Origin of the sequence: Microbulbifer magnicolonia (assembly GCF_035117725.1) — a bacterium.
GTDB classification, from domain to species: Bacteria; Pseudomonadota; Gammaproteobacteria; order Pseudomonadales; family Cellvibrionaceae; genus Microbulbifer; species Microbulbifer magnicolonia.
On record NZ_JAYEFD010000001.1, the window covers coordinates 442,958 to 457,785 of the forward strand.

General features: G+C 57.9%; 10 protein-coding genes and 3 tRNA genes. 7 read left to right on the forward strand and 6 right to left on the reverse strand.

The genetic code is table 11. The features are described 5' to 3' along the window. The first annotated feature begins 89 nt into the window (after positions 1 to 89). Positions 90 to 1,904 carry an excinuclease ABC subunit UvrC gene (uvrC, locus tag RRF64_RS01965; protein ID WP_323844141.1) on the forward strand — a complete coding sequence of 605 codons (1,815 nt, stop codon included), beginning with the start codon at positions 90 to 92 and terminating at the stop codon, positions 1,902 to 1,904. 147 nt (positions 1,905 to 2,051) lie between these two features. Beyond that, complete coding sequence (gene pgsA / locus RRF64_RS01970; protein WP_323844142.1) at positions 2,052 to 2,621, forward strand: CDP-diacylglycerol--glycerol-3-phosphate 3-phosphatidyltransferase; 570 nt, start codon at positions 2,052 to 2,054, stop codon at positions 2,619 to 2,621. Between the two features lie 6 nt (positions 2,622 to 2,627). On the opposite strand, the gene RRF64_RS01975 is transcribed toward pgsA, so the two are convergent. Next, complete coding sequence (locus RRF64_RS01975) at positions 2,628 to 2,903, reverse strand: hypothetical protein (protein WP_323844143.1); 276 nt, start codon at positions 2,901 to 2,903, stop codon at positions 2,628 to 2,630. A 314-nt stretch (positions 2,904 to 3,217) separates the two neighbouring features. On the opposite strand from RRF64_RS01975, the gene RRF64_RS01980 reads away from it, so the two are divergent. After that, positions 3,218 to 4,318: an acyltransferase family protein gene (locus RRF64_RS01980; protein ID WP_323844144.1), complete on the forward strand. Its 1,101-nt coding sequence runs from the start codon at positions 3,218 to 3,220 to the stop codon at positions 4,316 to 4,318. Between the two features lie 92 nt (positions 4,319 to 4,410). Here RRF64_RS01980 and RRF64_RS01985 read toward each other — a convergent pair. The 5 genes from RRF64_RS01985 to tesB all read right to left on the reverse strand — a co-directional run bounded on the left by RRF64_RS01985 (position 4,411) and on the right by tesB (position 8,201). Continuing rightward, positions 4,411 to 4,497, reverse strand: a tRNA-Leu gene (locus tag RRF64_RS01985). A 100-nt stretch (positions 4,498 to 4,597) separates the two neighbouring features. Continuing rightward, positions 4,598 to 4,671 (reverse strand) — tRNA-Cys (locus RRF64_RS01990). A 600-nt stretch (positions 4,672 to 5,271) separates the two neighbouring features. Next, complete coding sequence (locus RRF64_RS01995) at positions 5,272 to 6,507, reverse strand: hypothetical protein (protein ID WP_323844145.1); 1,236 nt, start codon at positions 6,505 to 6,507, stop codon at positions 5,272 to 5,274. Between the two features lie 698 nt (positions 6,508 to 7,205). Then, positions 7,206 to 7,282 (reverse strand) — tRNA-Pro (locus RRF64_RS02000). Between the two features lie 70 nt (positions 7,283 to 7,352). Next, a complete protein-coding gene (tesB, locus tag RRF64_RS02005) occupies positions 7,353 to 8,201 on the reverse strand; it encodes an acyl-CoA thioesterase II (RefSeq protein WP_323844146.1) in 849 nt (282 codons plus the stop codon). A gap of 413 nt (positions 8,202 to 8,614) precedes the next feature. Between tesB and RRF64_RS02010 the strand changes: the two genes are divergently transcribed. The 4 genes from RRF64_RS02010 (at position 8,615) to RRF64_RS02025 (ending at position 14,762) form a co-directional block, all read left to right on the forward strand. Continuing rightward, positions 8,615 to 9,295, forward strand: coding sequence for a TetR/AcrR family transcriptional regulator (locus RRF64_RS02010; protein WP_323844147.1), 681 nt, complete (start codon positions 8,615 to 8,617; stop codon positions 9,293 to 9,295). Further along, entirely contained in the window at positions 9,288 to 9,848 is a 561-nt protein-coding gene (locus RRF64_RS02015; RefSeq protein ID WP_323844148.1) for a DUF1285 domain-containing protein, read from the forward strand. The genes RRF64_RS02010 and RRF64_RS02015 overlap by 8 nt, the downstream gene beginning before the upstream one ends. 366 nt (positions 9,849 to 10,214) lie before the next feature. Continuing rightward, the gene (locus tag RRF64_RS02020) at positions 10,215 to 11,894 is read left to right on the forward strand and encodes a serine/threonine protein kinase (protein ID WP_323844149.1); all 1,680 of its coding nucleotides are present in this window, start codon (positions 10,215 to 10,217) and stop codon (positions 11,892 to 11,894) included. 123 nt (positions 11,895 to 12,017) lie between these two features. Continuing rightward, positions 12,018 to 14,762, forward strand: a complete 2,745-nt coding sequence (locus RRF64_RS02025) for a TonB-dependent receptor domain-containing protein (protein WP_323844150.1) — start codon at positions 12,018 to 12,020, stop codon at positions 14,760 to 14,762. The last annotated feature ends 66 nt before the right edge of the window (positions 14,763 to 14,828 follow it).

Below are 14,828 nucleotides of genomic sequence, written 5' to 3' on the forward strand. Positions count from 1 at the left end.
GAGCGGCGGGGCGGCCATCCGCCGTCGGCCGCGATTACAAAAACGAGCCGCCGGGTTCAGCATACTTTCAGTACCTTCAGTACCTTCCGATGTTCGACAGCAAGCGCTTCCTTCCCACCGTCACCCGCAAGCCCGGCGTTTACCAGATGTTCGACGCTGCCGGCCATATCCTGTATGTGGGTAAGGCCAAGAGCCTGCGCAACCGACTCTCCAGTTACTTCCGCGCCACCGGCCTCACCGCCAAGACCATGGCGCTGGTGCAGCGCATCAACAGCATCGAGGTCACTGTCACCCGCAGTGAAACCGAGGCACTGGTGCTGGAGCAGAGCCTGATCAAATCCCAGCGGCCGCCCTACAACGTCATGCTCAAGGACGACAAGGGTTATCCGTATATTTTTCTGTCCGACAAAGATACTTTCCCGCGCATAGCGTTGCACCGTGGCGCCAAACGCAAGAAAGGGCAGTATTTCGGCCCCTTTCCCAATGCGTCCTCGGTGCGCGACAGCCTCAATTTCCTGCAGAAGACCTTCCGTATTCGCTCGTGCGAGGACAGCGTCTTCCGCAATCGCTCGCGCCCCTGCCTGCAATACCAGATTCAGCGCTGCACCGCGCCCTGTGTCGACTTTATCAGCGAGGAAGACTACCGCCAGGACGTGCGCCACGCCGAGATGTTCCTGACCGGCAAGAGCGATCGCATAGTGCGTGAACTCGCCGATGAAATGGACAAGGCATCGCGGGAGCTGGAATTCGAGCGGGCGGCGCGGCTGCGCGACCAGATCTCCGCGCTCCGACGCCTGCAGGCGGACCAGGTCGCCGAACGCGCAAGCGGTGACGTGGATGTTCTTGGGGTCGCCAGCCAGGGCGGTTCCTGCTGTGTGCACATTCTGTTTATCCGTCAGGGCCGCATCCTCGGCAGCCGCAGTTACTTTCCCGACGAGCGTCTGGGGCTCTCCAGTGCGGAATTGCTGTCGGCGTTTATTCCGCAGTTTTACCTCGGCAGCCAGCGCGAGGTGCCGCGGGAGATCCTGCTCTCGGAACCCATCGAGGATACGGATCTGCTGCAGCAGGCGCTGGGCGAACAGAGTGGCCGCGAGGTGTCGATAGTGCACCGGCTGCGCGGCAACCGGGCTACCTGGGTGACCATGGCGCAACAGGCGGCGGAGCAGAATCTGAGCAGCCGCACCGCGGCGCAGCAGAAATTGCAAGACCGTTTTGAGGCCCTGCAGGACGCGCTCGAATTCGACCAGCTCCCGGAGCGCCTCGAGTGTTTCGATATCAGCCACTCCAGCGGCGAGGCCACTGTCGCCTCCTGCGTGGTGTTTGATACCGGCGGCCCGGTGAAATCCGATTACCGGCGCTTCAATATCGAGAATATCCAGCCCGGTGACGATTACGCGGCCATGGCCCAGGCACTGAAAAGGCGCTATACGCGCCTGTCGAGCGGCGAGGGCAAGTTTCCCAATATCCTGCTGATCGATGGCGGCAAGGGGCAGGTGCGCCAGGCGGTCGAGGCTCTCAACGAGCTGGGCGTGGTCGGCGTGCAGATAGTGGGTGTCGCCAAAGGCACAACCCGCAAAGCCGGCTTCGAAACCCTGCACGTGGTTGCCAGTAACAAAGAGCTGGTACTTTCGGCCGATTCCCCCGCGCTGCACCTGATCCAGCAGGTGCGCGACGAGGCGCACCGGTTCGCCATTACCGGCCACCGCCAGCGGCGGGACAAAAAAAGGCGTGAATCACCCCTGGAGGGCATCGCCGGCGTCGGTCCGGCCCGTCGCCGCGCGCTATTGCGCCATTTTGGCGGCCTGCAGGAAATCCGCCGGGCTACAGTAGAAGAAATCGCGGGCGTTGAGGGTGTGAGTCGCAAGCTGGCTCAGGAGATATACTCGGCGCTGCACAGCGAATAGCTCGCCAGTCGCGCGGCTAACCTATATGGGAACCTGCGGGGCAGGCTCGCACAGGTAGCGGAGAGGCACATAGTTCACCGCGCTTTCGATGTTTCAATTTGCGACGCAGCTTGGTAAGTTACGCCCACCGCAAATACAGGGAAAAGCATGACACTCGCCAACCGACTTACACTGCTCCGTGTCGCACTGATACCAGTATTCGTGCTGGTCTTTTACCTGCCGTACAAGTGGAGCTACCTCGCCTCTGCGGTGATTTTTGCCGCCGCCGCCGCGACCGACTGGCTGGATGGCTACCTGGCGCGCAAACTCAACCAGAGTACGCCTTTCGGTGCCTTCCTCGATCCCGTGGCCGATAAGCTGATGGTGGCGACAGCGCTGGTCCTGCTAGTCGGCCTGCACAAGAATGCCTGGTTCACCATCGCCGCCGCCGTCATTATCGGCCGCGAAATTGCCGTATCCGGCTTGCGCGAGTGGATGGCAGAGCTGGGCCAGCGCGGTAGCGTTGCGGTTTCCTATATCGGCAAAGTCAAAACCACGGCACAGATCGCCGCGATAATCGTGTTGCTGGCGTTCGATGTGCGCGACTATCCGGTGATGGAAAAGATCGGTTATGTGCTGTTGTATGTCGCCGCCGCGCTGACGCTGTGGAGTATGGTGCTTTATCTGCGGGCGGCCTGGCCGACGCTGATGAGCGATGAAAACCGTGGCGAGTCGTGAGGCTCGTCAATAGCGGTGCGGACTTAAAGGCATTCCCAATTGTCGCGCCGTACTGCATAGCGACGGCATTTCACCCGCGAGGCGCCACAAGCGCTTAATCTGTTCGCTGAAAATATTTGCTGCACCTGGAGCCCGGTTGGTGTTCGAGGTGCAGGTCTTCACTTCTTCCTCTTCACCAACTTCATTCACGTCATGGCGATAGCTATCCCAGGCCGGGGGCAAAGTATGCCGATTCGCTCCATCGGGGCCGATTGCCACGCCGGCAAAAAAACGTTTGCGCATACTGTTGACAGGCATGGTTGTGCTAGAACTTATAGGTTGAGAACGCCCAAGAAGTAGAAGTCGGCCCGGCAATCACTCTGTTCATTGGCCATGCTTTCATCCTTGAGGCGCAGCACTATTCCTCCGCGCAATAAAAGTGAAAGAATTCCCGGGTATTCTTTGTCGGTGTTGCGCCACGGAGCCTGGGATTCAACGGCTGCACGCCATAGAGTCAATTCCGATTTGGTGATCCGGGTTCAGTGTGGGATGAATGGCGCAAAGGCGTGATTTATTCTTGGAAGGTTCGGCTGCCTTCAATATCTGGAGCTACGCATGTGACAGGGCAATTGGCCGTTAGATTACATCACCTGGACCTGCTTCGCGCATCCATGATGTTTTTGGGCGTTCTCGTCCATGCAAGTCACGCAGATTATGATACTGGTACCTTTGAAATAATCCGCTTCATGTCGGATTCCTTTCGCATGGCCTGCTTCTTCATAATTTCCGGATATTTTTCTGCGATGATTTTCGCACGGAAAGATATCAACAATTTTTATATCAAGCGGCTCCCATTGCTGTTTGTTCCCGCTGTATTTTGCACGGCAATACTGGTCCCTATCACCAATTCATGGATGGATCTCTATTTTGCGAGAGGTGAATCGGGCAATGCATTTGTGGCTGGATGGATGGGACATGCATGGTTCTTGTATGTGCTGCTTATTTTCACGCTCGCAACCCCCGCTATTGTTCTGTTGCAAAAGGGTGTAGCGGGCTTTCTGGTTAAGAAGGTCAGCCCCATCGCGATTTGCGCAGTATTTCTGTTATTGATAATTACCGGATCTATAGGCGCCGAGAAAATTGTGTCCAAATTTGGGCCGGCGCTGCCTTATTATGGGGTCATTGACTTCCTGATTTCTTCGACATTTATATACCTGCCGTATTTCATAATTGGTATCTACATGTACCAATGGCCGAGCCTCTATGCTTTTGCCCACAGGTACTTAAAGACTTGGGTGATGCTTGCGCTTGTTTTTATTGCTTACCGCTATTGGCTATGGTTCCAGGAGATAACCTCCACCGCGCAATATTTCCTGTCAATTTTTGTCGATTATTTGACCGCCATACCGATATCTTTTGCGCTATTTGCACTGACGAATCGATTGCTGGGAAAGCCGAATGTCGTCGTAAGGACAATGTCCGATTCCGCCTACACCGTGTACATCGTCCATTACTTGTTTGTTGCGCTAATTTTGCTCACGGCGCAGGGCTTCGACCTTCCATTGACTGCGCGATTGATATTGGCCTTTGCGCTGACATCAGTAGTGGCAGTGCTCTTTCACATCCACATCGTACAGCGTTACTGGGTGATCAGGTTTTTACTGAATGGCCGGCTGCCGAGGAAGCTGCCAGATTCGTCCTCGGTGTTGAACCAATGACGATACGGGAGAGTGCTTGTCGGAAGCTGCCCGGAATTTGTCAGTCGTTCGGCCTAGGAGTGCGACGTGAGGGGAAGGACTGGAGATTATATTGGTGCCCGGGGCCGGACTTGAACCGGCACGAACTAACGTTCGGGAGATTTTAAGTCTCCTGTGTCTACCGATTCCACCACCCGGGCGGGGGAGGTGTACGAGGGTGTCTTGGTGGTGCCCGACGTCTGGATCGGGAGCCCTCGCTGATCGCCGGACTACACAGGGGCAAGTCGGCGATGGGGAAAATGGAGGCTAGGGTCGGAATCGAACCGGCGTACACGGAGTTGCAGTCCGCTGCATGACCACTCTGCCACCTAGCCTTAACATCAAATTCAAAGCTTTCGCTCCGCCGGTTCGATGTCACCGGCACTCTTACCAGGAGTCAGGGAGTTGCAGTTCGCTGCATGACCACTCTGCCACCTAGCCTTATTGTGCTCCGCATGGAGCGGAAAACGCCGCGAATTCTATCGGATTGGATCGAAAAATCCCAGCATTTTCTTATACTTACGCGCGGCTGGGCGTGTAAGAAGGCGCTATTCTAGGGACTGCTCCGGATTAGTCAAGCGCTGTGATACTGGCCATTGGGGTGGTTGATGGAGAGGCTGGATAGTCTGTCCTGGCTTGAGGGGCAGGGAGCTTAATAGCTTTTAGTACTAGCTCCGCGAAGACTATTTCCATTTGTTCTAAATTTTTGCGGGACTCGGCTGGCAATCTTTCGCCCTTGATCGATACTTCTCTGTAACTGGCTAGCACGACCTCCCCCAAACGTGCTCGGTAACGCCGGTAGGGCGCTCCGCTAGGTATGCGCCCGCTGTGTAGTAAGGATGAAATCCTCCAAGTTTCACTCCTAATGGTCTTGGCCCTGACGCTCTCCCCCCCCCCCGTCGTCAGGGCTTTTTTTTTGCCTGCAATTCGGCTGTTTATGCGCTCTCGTCGCGGAGGTTTTCCGTTGCTAGTGCTTTTACCGGTCTGCCGGCCGCCTTTTCGGCCAGGTCTCTGAAGCGTTGCAGCGTTACCTCGCCGCGCTTCTTTGCCAGTCCGCGGGCGACGTCATCGATACTCGCCTTGCCATCGCTGGCTTCGCGGATCTCCCGATCCAGTTCGCGCATTACGCCCACCGCGCGGGCGGTGACGGGGCCGGAGGAGCGCCTGACCAAGAGGCTCGGGGCCTGTCGGCCCCATTCCGCCAGGTTGTCCATGGCCTCGTCGTAGCGGCGCTGGCTAATGCCGCCGGAGCGACGCAGTATCTCCAGGGCATAGAACTCCGCCAGTCCCTCTACGATCCAGTCGCTCTGTTTGTCGCCGCGAATGCCGGTGGCCACGTGTACCAGTTCGTGGATCATGCTGCTGGTGCGGTTGCCGCTGATCAGCGGCCGGTCCGCGTGCATAAACAGGGAGCGGGTACCGGACAGGCCGCCGCGCCACATGGGGTCGCCGGCCGTAACGATTAACAGGTACTGGGGGAACTTGGGGAACACTTCCTTGATCTGCGGCAGGTTCCAGTTGAGGAAGGCCAGGGTGTCCTGGCGATGAATATCCTCGCCCAGGGGCCCAGACACCTTGGTGTCCACCCCGGCGACGATGTCCTGGCGGGTACCGATGCGGCCGACAATCATCCAGCCCTTGGGCCGCACGAAGCGGCGTCCCGGATCTTTGAGGCGGTAATGGTCCTCGGCAATTTCGGGGTAGGGGAGCGCCGACGACCAGCCTTCGGGCAGTCCCAGCTTCAGTTCCGCTTTTGAGCGCCCCTTGCCGGTCACCGTCATCGACGGGATCATTTTGTCGCTGCGCAATATGGCCCAGTCCTTGGTGATGCGGGAATCGTAGCTGCCGCTGCCTTTCCGGTTGTTGATCTCGAACTTGTAGCTGAGGCTCGAGCTGGTGCCTTCCGGGCGCCAGACTGCCTTGTCATCGGTCAGCTCCAGAGGGTGCTCACTCTTCACGTCTGAGTAGCGGCCTGAGCTCAGGTTCAGAGACAGCTCTCGCGGCAGGGTTTCGCCGTTCAGCTCGATCTCGACCTCGGCCATACCAGATTTCGGGTCGATTTGCGCCGTGTAGAGTAGCTCGTAGGTGTCGGCGAGCGCTGCCGGCGTGGCCACAGCGAGGCTGAGCGAGAGGAGCGCTGGCAGGATCAGGGCGGATAACTCTTTTAGCATCATGGCCTGCTGGTTTTGCTGAATGGATGAATTTTGACAGCGAAAGAGGGTACTCGTGCCATTAGCTCCACATCAAGTGTCCTGTCCCGCGCATTCCGCCGCCGTGTGATGACGCGCGGTCGTTGAAGCTGGACTAAGGCGGAATTCGGTCTGGGGTCCACCGGTCAATTGCGAGGGGCGGGACTCAGGGCTTGCGATACAAAGTCCCCCTGAGCCCTCAATGGCATCTCCCTGGTTTTGAGAATAGCGGGGTGCTGAAGGACCGCGTTATCTGTCGGTTCAAAGCTCTTGTTCCACGTGGAGCGGTATCAATCTGCGCCGCTAGTTTCCGGATTGGGGGGCGCAAATGCGCGCGTCCGGCGGCCAGAACAGCACTCTTTGATTGGCCAATGATGAAGCCGTTTGCTCGGGCCGGGCTGGCCGCTGAAAGTAGGCCGTGAAAAACGAGGACTTGGATAAATGGTGGTTGGCGGAGGACTGGTTCCTTCTTCCGGGCTCGCGGCTGGCTGAACGAACGCCGGCTTGAGCCACGTAGAGCTCGGATGCTTAAGAGGGGGGGGAACTGCAGAAAAATGGTCGGTGAGAGAGGATTAGCTTCGCCCTGCGGGCTCGCTGGTCTCCGCTGGCTGCGCCAGCTACGGCTCGAACCTTGTCGAGTTTAGAGCGCTTGGATACTTTGGGGCGGGATTTTAAGAAAATGGTCGGTGAGAGAGGATTCGAACCTCCGACCCCTTCGTCCCGAACGAAGTGCGCTACCAGGCTGCGCTACTCACCGACATTTAAAGTGCTTCATCAGCGAAGCGGGGCGCATTATAACAGCCAATTCCCCGCTGTAAACCATTGATTTAACTTTTAATTTGCCGGATTAGCCCCTCCTGGGCGGTGGACGCCACCAGGACGCCCTCGCGGGTGAAGATCTGGCCGCGGCAGAAGCCGCGCGCGCCGCTGGCGGAAGGGCTGTCGGTGACGTACAACAGCCACTCGTCGGCCCGGAAGTCGCGGTGGAACCACATGGCGTGATCCAGGCTGGCCGGCATCAGGTGCGGGTCGAACAGGGAGATGGGGTGCGGTTGCAGGGCGGTGCCCAGCAGGGCCATGTCCGAGGCGTAGCACAGGGCGCAGCGGTGCTCGAGCGGGTCATCGGACATCTCGCCCTCGGCGCGCAGCCAAAACATGCAGCGCGCCTCGCGCACCTCGGCGCCGAAGTAACTGTGCGGATCCACCGGGCGGAAGTCGATCATAAAGCGGCGCTGGTCGTGCTGGGGGCTGACAAGCCCGGCCTCCTGGGCCAGCTGCTGGGTGTTCTTGAGGCTTTCCGGTGCGGGGATGCCAGTGGTGGGCATATCGACCTGGTGATCGAAGCCGGGCTCGCTGATCTGGAAAGAGGCGGACATATTGAAGATAGCGCGGCCTTTCTGCTTGGCCACTACCCGGCGGGTGGTAAAGCTGCCACCGTCGCGGATCGGGTCCACATCGTAGATTACCGGCAGCTCGCTGCTGCCTGGCCGCAGGAAATAGGCGTGCAGCGAATGGGGCATTCTGCCCTCTACAGTGCGGGTGGCGGCCATCAGTGCCTGTCCCAGTACCTGCCCCCCGAAGAGTACCTTGCGGTAATTTTCTACGTGGTGGCGGCTGCGGAACAGGTTCCGGTCCAGCTCTTCGACATCCAATAGCTTGCTCAGCTTTTCCAACATGGGCGAACTGCCTGTCAATTCAGTTTTCAATTTCGGTAGCATGGATAAGCAGGGATTGCTTGTCCAGGGGGCGGGATAATAGCAATTGTCGGCACTTTGGCCATTACCGAAGTTACCAATTGCGTTACCAGGGTGGGCCCGTATTCCAGGGTGAAGCGATTGAAGCGGCCGCGACCAGGCTCAGACGCCCGCCCGCCTGCTCAGTTCGTGAGCGGTTGTCGGTGGGTGACAGTCTGTTTCCAGTCGGCCCCGGCTTGGCGCCGGCCCCCTCTGGAGCACACAGGGGCGTGGAAATTGACGCCAGTAGAAGCTTATTCCGCTATCTGCTTTTCCAAGCGCCATGAATTGCCTATCATTCATGAATGGATAGTCAATTTCAGTCTCCAAATTTACGGATAGGTAAGGTCGGGAGTATGGACAAGGCAAAAGAGAAGGTTCAGCGTTTTCGCGCGCGTGAGCAGCGTATTCTGGATGCCGCGCTGGAACTGCTGCTGGAGCACGGCGAGGAAAAGGTCACCGTGGAGCAGATTGCCGAGCGCGTGGACATCGGCAAGGGCACCATCTACAAGCATTTCATCTCCAAAACAGAGATCTACATGCGCTTGCTGATGGATTACGAGAAGTCCCTGACCGAGCGCCTGAAGACGGCGCTGGCCAATGCCGAACAGGGGGATATCACGGCACCGGCACGGGCCTATTTCGAGTCGCGCATGGCGGATCCGGCCAAGGACCGTCTGTTCCAGCGGCTGGAGGAAAAAATCATTGCGCTGAACCTGGCGCCGGAAATGATCGCGGAGCTGCACGCCATCCGCAACTCCAACGCCTCGGCCCTGAACCGGGTGTTCGAACGGCGGATGGAGCAGGGCGTGCTGAAAAAGGTGCCCGCCTACTACTATTACTCCACTTACTGGGCCCTGGTGCAGGGCGCTGTGGAGCTGTACCACTCCAAGTCCTTTGCCGACGTGATCGAGGATCGCGAAGGGCTGATGGAGTTCATCATGGACGTCGGCGTACATATCGGCGACATCTCCGGCCGCGGCCAGCCGGAAGAAAGCCGCCCCGGTGGCGAGGCAACGGGCTCATCCTTTGGCTGAGCCGCTGTTTCAGCAGCTGCAGCAATTGCAGCAGGAGTTTCGCGGCCACCCCCCGGTGCACAAATGGCACCCGGATCTTTGCGGCGACATGGATATGGTCATTCGCCGCGATGGCCGCTGGTTCCACGAGGGCAGCGAGATCCGCCGGCAGCCTCTGGTGAAGCTGTTCGCCAGCATCCTCAGGCGGGAGGGCGACGAATATTTCCTGGTCACGCCGGTCGAGAAGATGCGCATTCGCGTGGAAGATGTTCCCTTCATCGCCACCCAGGTGGCGCGAGGTTCCGATAGCGGGCGGGAGCGCCTGCTGTTCACTACCAATACCGGCGATGTAATTGCGCTCGACCGGGACAGTGAATGGCAACTCAAGCCCTTCGGTGAACCGCCCCAGCCTGTTCCCTATATCGAGGTCCGCGACGGGCTGCAGGCGCGGGTGTCCCGTGAGGTCTTCTACCAGTTGGTGGACTGGGCAGAAGAGGGCGCTGGGCAGTCGGAGAGTGCAGGAAAATTATGGCTGCGCAGCGACGGCGAAGACTTCCTGCTCGGCACTTACTGAAACCCTTGGATGTCTTGCGCATATAGGAGCGCGGGGTGCTTCTCCCCCTCTGTACTTTTTCTCGCCTACCTGTCTGTATTTCACACCGCCAGCGAAACCTTTTTGCAATAAAAATGTAATTTTTGCTCTGGCGCGAAAAACTATTTCAAATTTTCCCGGAAAACCCTCCTAAAGTAACAATTTCGCAATATTCCCTTCCTACACTCCCTCGCGTCCGAATCGCTAAGGCGAACAAAACAAGCACGGTTTCAGGGCATCCTGGAAATCGGTTTTTAAAAAATTCAGGACGCACAGCTGAATCATAAGAACAGGTTTTTGGCTGCCCACAATTACACCTATTTGGCAAAACTTCCGTTAGGGGGAACTATGAAGCGAGTAAACAACAAGCTGCTGCTGGCAGCCGCGATCTCCGCGTTGCTGGCCGGTTGTGACAGTGGCGGTATCGAGGTCAAGCCGACCACGGTTGACAATTCTACCGACAACTCCGTAACCAACCCGGGCGGCGACACTAACAATCCCTGCGCGGTAATCGAGAGCACTGGTGTTCAGGGATCCTACGACGGTACTCACTGCTCCTACGGCGCTGACTTCGTTGATGCCTCCAAACCGCTGGTCGAAGATCTCTATCTGCCGGCTCTGCCGAACGGCGGCGCCCACATTTTCTCCGGTAGCCTGTTCGTGGGTGAAAGCTTCGCCAGCAACGCCGAACTGCAAACCGCTGGCATCGCCAAAGGCGGCGACGGCGTCAAGCTGGAAATCCAGGCCGGTACTACCGTCGCTTTCAAAGACAACTCCGCTTTCATGGTAGTGAACCGCGGTTCCCAGCTGTTTGCGCGCGGCACTGAATCTGCTCCGATCACTTTCACCTCCGAAACCGACGTTCGTGGCACTGTGGGCGCGGAAGATGTCTCCCAGTGGGGCGGCATGGTGATCAATGGCTTTGGCGTTACCAACAAGTGTACTTACACCGGTTCAGTAGACGGCGGCGACCTGGCTCTGTCTGGTGAGTGTCACGTTGCGGCTGAAGGCTCCACCGACGACAACACTTCCTACTACGGCGGTGACAACAACGCTGACAGCTCCGGCGAACTGTCCTACGTTCGCGTTAAGCACACTGGCGCTGAAGTGGCCAGTGGCGACGAGCTGAACGGTATCGCTTTCGACGCCGTTGGTAGCGGCACTGTGGTGCGCAACCTGGAAGCCTACTCGACTTACGATGACGGTATCGAATTCTTCGGCGGCGCCGTAAACGTAGAAAACTACGTTGCCCTGTATGTGCGCGACGACTCCATCGACATCGACGAAGGCTACCGCGGCAGCATTACCAATGCCTTGGTTGTTCAGAGTGAAACCGATGGCAACCACTGTATCGAAGCTGACGGTATCGGTTCCTACGCAGCGAGCACTGACTACACCGCGCTGATCGCTGCTGGCCTGAACAGCCGTCCGGTTATCGACGGTCTGACCTGCATTGTCTCCGCTCAGGCGGCTGGTACTCACGATCCGGGTGCCGGCTGGCGTCTGCGCGAGGGCATCTACCCGATGATCACCAACTCCATGATCGTCGCTTCTTTCAGTGCTGACGAAAACGGTGCTGAAGGCAGTAACTACTGCCTGCGCGTCGAGAGTGCACAGACTCGCAATGAGGCTGAGACCGGCACCGAGGTTGCCCTGACGTCCAACATCTTCGCCTGTGAAGATCGCACTAAGACTGACAAGGACGACAATGGCACTCCGGACGATAAGAGTGACGACTTTAATCTGATGGATGTGCAAGCCTGGGCTGTAGCTAGCGGCAACCAGTTTGCCACCATCGCTGGCCAGGTAAATCCGACTCAGGATGCGGATGCACAGCTCATCTTGCTCTCCGGTATTCCGGCTATGTACACCGCGGATGCCCTGGTAGTGGAAGGTGCCGCCGCAACCGTGACTCCGGTTGAGCGCGCTTACCTGGGTGCCCTGGATGTAAACGGTACCGACTGGACCAAGGGTTGGACATACGGTCTGCACGAAGGCAGCCGCGCCAAGCCGCTGTGGTTCGAATAATAAGTCGCAATAACGGTTGGGGATTAACTCCCTGATCACTTGGGGCGCCGCCTTCGCTGATGGAGTCGGCGCCCTGTTTGATTTTACTGCCGTGAGCAACAGGAACGATAAGAGGCCTGGGTAATGGTTAAAAACGAAAAATTTCAGAGAGCGCCGCTGGTACTGGCTATTACCGCGGCCTCTTCGATCGCTACCGGTGCGTTTGCGCAGAGTGCCGAGCAGATTGAAAACACAACCGGCGCCGCACCGCAGGTTGCCGCTCCGCAAATCGAAGAAGTCATGGTTCAGGGGCGTCTGCGGGACTCGGCAGAAATGCTGGTCAGCGAGCGTCTCGAAGAAGAAGTGGTAACCGACATTCTCGGTTCCGAGATGATCGGCCGCGTGGGCGACTCTACCGTGGCCGCCGCCCTGCGCCGCGTTTCCGGTCTGTCTCTGGTGAATGACAAGTTTGTCTATGTGCGCGGTCTCGGTGAGCGCTACTCCAGCACGACTCTGAATGGCGCCACAGTGCCGTCGCCGGATCTGACCCGCAACGTGATCCCGCTGGATTTGTTCCCGACTTCTGTTGTGGAATCTCTGGCAGTCCAGAAGAGCTATTCCGCCGATCAGGCAGCTACTTTCGGTGGCGGTAACGTAGACATTCGCACCAAGGGCATCCCGGAAAACCTGACTTATTCCATCGAAGTCGGTACCGGTATGAACTCCGAAAATGATGGCGATGTATTGAGCTATCGGGGTGGTGATGACGACGCTTTCGGCACAGACGATGGCACCCGTGCTCTGCCGAGTGGTATTACGGCGGCACTGCAGCGCTTCAAGGGCGACCTGAGTGTAGCCGGTATCCGCAGCACTCTGATTGCCGAAGGCAATCAATTTGCCTCCGAGCAGGAAGCTTTGGCCGCGGCCCAGGCGCTGAACCGCGAGCTGGCGCTGAATCTGAACCGGGATGTCAGTGTTGAAGAAGACTCCAGCGATCCGGACAGCGATATCAAGGCCAGTGTCGGCAATCGCTTCTATTTCGGCGACAACTGGGAGCTGGGTTTCCTGGCTGGCGGCTCTTACAAGAGCAAATGGCGGGAAACCGAACGCGTCCAGCGCGATTACGGCTCCCCGGAAGAGCGTACCGACACCCGCAACGAATCCACCTATGCGGTGGATATCAGCGGCAACCTGAATCTGGGGCTGCGCTTTGCCGACGAGCATGAGCTGGAAACCACCAGCCTGTTCCTGCGCAATACCGATGACGAAACTTCGATCAGTGATTACTTCAACGAAAACCGCCAGATCTCTGATGGACAGGGCTTCCGTGAGTACACGCTGAAATACGAAGAGCGTGAAATGGTCGTCAACCAGATCAAGGGTAGCCACTCCGTAGGTTCGGAAACCAAGGCCATGATACCGGGCGGTCTGCTCGGCTGGGTGCCGGAAGAGTTGACCGTCGACTGGTTCTACTCCGATGCGACGGCGACCACGGATATTCCGAACGAAGTCAGTGTCAATGCTGAGACGGTTACAGATCCAGCCACGGGCGAGACGATCAGTTCTTCTGTCAGCACCGGCTCCCGCAGTGCCGACTTCCGCTTCACCGAGCTGGAAGACGAAGTGCGCAATTACGGTTGGGCCGCGACTCTGCCACTGGAGTTTTCCAACTCGACGCTGGAGTTGAGCGGTGGTTTTGCCCGCACTGAAAAGGGCCGCACCTATAAGCAAACCCAGCTGCGTCTGGATATTTTCAGCGTTGCGGACGGGTCTATCCTGAGCAACCCGCTGGATCAGGTGTTCAGCGATGAGAATATCACCAGCACTGAAAACAACTTCGTATTCGACCGTGCCGGTGGCAACAAGCAGAGCTACATTGCTGCAACCCTGTCCGATGCGGTTTTCGGTAAGTTCGACTGGACTTATAACGAAACCTGGCGCCTGTCGGCCGGTGCTCGCTGGGAGGACTACAACCAGGTGGCCCTGGAGTGGAACCCCTACGGATACACCCCGGAAGATCCTCAGATCACTTCCGATCCGGAAGCGCTGGCGGAGGCCACCTATGCGCAGGACGACATTTACCCGTCACTGTCGTTGACCTATATGGGCTCCCTGTGGGCGGAGACCTTCCAGCTGCGTTTCGGCGCGTCGAAGACTGCTGTGCGTCCGGACCTGCGTGAGATTACCGATGCCTTCTATATCGACCCGATCACCGATGAGCAGGTAATGGGTAACCCGAATGTGCGGCCGTCGGAAATCAACAACTACGATCTGCGCGCTGAGTGGTTCTTCGATAGTGGAGACAGCCTGACCGTCTCTGCTTTCTACAAGGACATCATCGATCCGATCGAGTTCTTCGAGGCTGCCTCCAGTGACACCAACGTTGCCCGCGAGATCATCAACGCCGAGGCCGGAGAGATCACCGGTATCGAGATCGAGGGCATGAAGAACCTCGGTTTCATGGGCGGCACGATGGACAGCTTCTTCGTACAGGGCAACGTGACATTGCAGGAGTCTGAGCTGGTAGCGGGCAATGAGGCGGATGCGCCGACGAACCCGGTGCGCGAAATGACCGGTGCTTCCGAATACGTGGTGAACATGTTGCTGGGCTTCGACAGCCCCGATGGCAACCACTCTGCGACGCTGGGTTACAACGTCTTCGGTGAGCGCCTGTACCTGGCTGGCCGCAACCTGGCCCCGGATGCCTTCGAGCAGCCATTTCACTCTCTGGACCTGACTTACTCCTGGTACCCGACCGAGGAGATTACCGTCAAGGCCAAGATGCAGAACCTGCTGGACGAAGCCGTGGAAATCGAACGCGACGGTGTAATCGTGTTTGAAGAAAAGCCGGGTTCTAGCTTCGCGCTGAGTGCCCAATATCAATTCTAACTAGATTCACGCAGGATCATTAAGTTTTAGAAAACAGGGATTTACTGAAGCCGGGTGCTGATTGCA

Coding starts and splice junctions, on each gene's coding strand:
- uvrC (WP_323844141.1), top strand. CDS start 90: ATGTTCGACAGCAAGCGCTTCCTTCCCACCGTCACCCGCAAGCCCGGC.
- RRF64_RS02010 (WP_323844147.1), top strand. CDS start 8,615: ATGGACAAGGCAAAAGAGAAGGTTCAGCGTTTTCGCGCGCGTGAGCAG.
- pgsA (WP_323844142.1), top strand. CDS start 2,052: ATGACACTCGCCAACCGACTTACACTGCTCCGTGTCGCACTGATACCA.
- RRF64_RS01995 (WP_323844145.1), bottom strand. CDS start 6,507: ATGCTAAAAGAGTTATCCGCCCTGATCCTGCCAGCGCTCCTCTCGCTC.
- tesB (WP_323844146.1), bottom strand. CDS start 8,201: ATGTTGGAAAAGCTGAGCAAGCTATTGGATGTCGAAGAGCTGGACCGG.
- RRF64_RS02020 (WP_323844149.1), top strand. CDS start 10,215: ATGAAGCGAGTAAACAACAAGCTGCTGCTGGCAGCCGCGATCTCCGCG.
- RRF64_RS02025 (WP_323844150.1), top strand. CDS start 12,018: ATGGTTAAAAACGAAAAATTTCAGAGAGCGCCGCTGGTACTGGCTATT.
- RRF64_RS01975 (WP_323844143.1), bottom strand. CDS start 2,903: ATGCGCAAACGTTTTTTTGCCGGCGTGGCAATCGGCCCCGATGGAGCG.